Consider the following 2,436-nt stretch of genomic DNA (forward strand, 5'->3'; position numbering starts at 1 on the left):
GTGGGTGGTGACCTCACCCTCAACAAGCTGACCATCACCGGTGGGCAGACCGACGGCGACGGCGGGGGGATCCTGGTCAACGCCGGTGGTGCGTTTACCACCAACCACAGCACCATCACCCGCAACATCTCCGGCGACTCGGGCGGCGGCATCGCCAACTTCGGCACCACCCGGATCAAGTACTCCACAGTCGACCGCAACACCGCCAACGACACCAATGAGCAGGGGGGCGGAATCTACAGCGCCGGCCTGCTGGAAGTCATCAAATCCCACATCGACAACAACCTTTCCGCTAATGGTGGTGGAATCTACTCGTTCAACAGCACTGTCACCGTCAAGGGCGGCAGCATCTCCGGCAACCAGGCGGCACTCAGCGGCGGACTGCAGGTATCCGGCGGCATCGGCACGGTCACCGGTACCCGGATCGCCGGCAACACCGCCACTATTACGGGCGGGGTCCAGGTCTCTTCCACCGGGCAGGTGACGCTGCGGAAGGTAACCCTGACGGACAACACGGCCCTGGCGGCCGGCGGCTTGGCGGTTTCCGGACCCAGCAACGGAGGCGCTTCCATTGGTGTTGTCGAGGACAGTGTCATCAAGAACAACACAGCTACGGAACTCACTGCTGGAGGGATCTCTAACGCGGGTACAACGGTGGTACGGAACACGAAAATTATCAACAATCAGGCCAACCAGGGCGGCGGCATCTTCAACTCCGCCAACTCCACGATCTCGCTCTACTCAACCAAGGTCATTAAGAATATTGCCGTAACGAACGGTGGGGGTATCTTCAACAGTGCCGGCAGTACGGTGAACCTGAACACCGCCACCGGCACCGTGGTGATCAAAAACCGACCCGACAACTGCGTCAACGTGCCCGGCTGCGCCGGATAACGCCCGCGCATACGGAACAAAAGGTTCCGCCCCGTCGCCCACAGGCGATGGGGCGGAACCGTCATTTCGTACCTGGGTGGACCGAGAAGGCGCACAGTTGCGCCAGCCCGACCTGATGGCCGAAGCGGGCCCGCGAGTCCCTACCCAGACTGCCCTCCCGGCTGTCCGTCGCCATGCTGGCCGGGCCGCCCATCGGTCACGCCACCGTCGGAGGAGTTGGTGATGCCGATCCGCTCCAGCCGTTCCCGCACCTCGGTCGCGTGCTGCTGGGCGATGGCCATGTCAGCGCCAGCGGCCTGAAGCAGTTCGACAGTTGGCTGGCTGACGCCGTACGGATCTGCCAGCGCCACCCCGGCCTGGATGCCCAGTAGCACTGGGTCGTCGGTGATCGCCCGTACCGCGGCAACCGCCACCTCCTGCGGCAGGCCCCGGCCTTCACCGATGCTGTAGCGGTTGGCTGTGCCCGCCAGTTCAGCCAGGAGCAACCGCTGTGGCTGCGGCAGCGACGGCATGTACACCATCTCGTGACCGTACCCAGATAGGGGCCCGGAGAACCCCCGACCATCTGACTTTCTCCATCCCACAACGCTCGGGATGGCGTCACGTGGCGCGCCGTGGTGGGTTTGTCCTGGTGCGGGGCGGAAGTGGGCTCACCCAGGAGAGGGCGGGCCGCGCGGGAGGAAGTGGGCGGTCCAGCAGAGGGCCCGTTCCCACCGGCTATCGGCGGAAACGGGCCCTCGTGGATCTGCGGCTTCGCTATCCGGCGCAGCCGGGGACGTTGACGCAGTTGTTGGGTCGGTTTTTGATCACCACGGTGCCGGTGGCGGTGTTCAGATTCACCGTGCCGGCGATGTCGTTGAAGATGCCTCCGCCGTCGGTGAGGGCGATGTTCTCGACCACCTTTGTGGCAAAGAGGCTGATCGTGCCTTCGTTGTAAATTCCGCCACCTTCGTTGTTGGCTTGGTTACCAATGATCTTGGTGTGCCGTACGACCGTTTCCCCCGCGTTGTAGATCCCTCCGCCGACTGCACCGGTATTGGTGTTGTTCTTGATGATGCTGTCCTCGATGACAGCGAAACTGTCCAACGCCACGAACAAGGCGCCACCGAGGGCCGATGCGGTGTTGTCGGTCAAGTTGACCTTCCGCATGGTGAGTTGGGCGCCGCTCTCGGCCCGGGCAGCGCCACCGCCACTGCTGCGGGCCGTGTTGTTGGTGAACTTGGTGCCGGTAACCGTGCCGACACCGCCGAAGACATACAGCCCTCCGCTGATGTCCGCGAAGTTGCCGGAGATAGTGCCACCCTTGACGGTGACAGTGCTGTTGAACGAGTAGATACCACCGCCACCGCCACCAGTGACCGTGTTGTTGTCGATGTGGGACTTGACGACTTCCAGCAGGCCGGCGCTGTAGATTCCGCCACCCTCCACGGCGGCGGTGTTGCGGTCGACCGTGGAGTACTTGATCCGGGTGGTGCCGAAGTTGGCGATGCCGCCGCCCGAGTCGCCGGAGATGTTGCGGGTGATGGTGCTGTGGTTGGTGGT

General features: G+C 63.6%; 1 protein-coding gene and 2 pseudogenes. 1 reads left to right on the forward strand and 2 read right to left on the reverse strand.

Translation table 11 applies throughout. From position 1 onward, the window contains the following. Positions 1-894: pseudogene (locus B116_RS27890) on the forward strand (right-handed parallel beta-helix repeat-containing protein); the annotation flags it as partial. A 140-nt stretch (positions 895-1,034) separates the two neighbouring features. Here the strand turns inward: B116_RS27890 and B116_RS0117740 are convergent. Continuing rightward, on the reverse strand, positions 1,035-1,415 hold the full coding sequence (locus tag B116_RS0117740) for a hypothetical protein (RefSeq protein ID WP_027660842.1): 381 nt from the start codon (positions 1,413-1,415) through the stop codon (positions 1,035-1,037). Positions 1,416-1,650: 235 nt separating this feature from the next. Continuing rightward, positions 1,651-2,436, reverse strand: a pseudogene (locus tag B116_RS27895) (right-handed parallel beta-helix repeat-containing protein); the annotation flags it as partial.

It is taken from the genome of Salinispora fenicalii, assembly GCF_000514815.1.
In the GTDB taxonomy this organism is placed as follows: Bacteria; Actinomycetota; Actinomycetes; order Mycobacteriales; family Micromonosporaceae; genus Micromonospora; species Micromonospora fenicalii.

Bases quoted from the DNA above. Each gene is read 5' to 3' on its own strand.
- B116_RS0117740 (WP_027660842.1), bottom strand. From the start codon at position 1,415: ATGGTGTACATGCCGTCGCTGCCGCAGCCACAGCGGTTGCTCCTGGCT.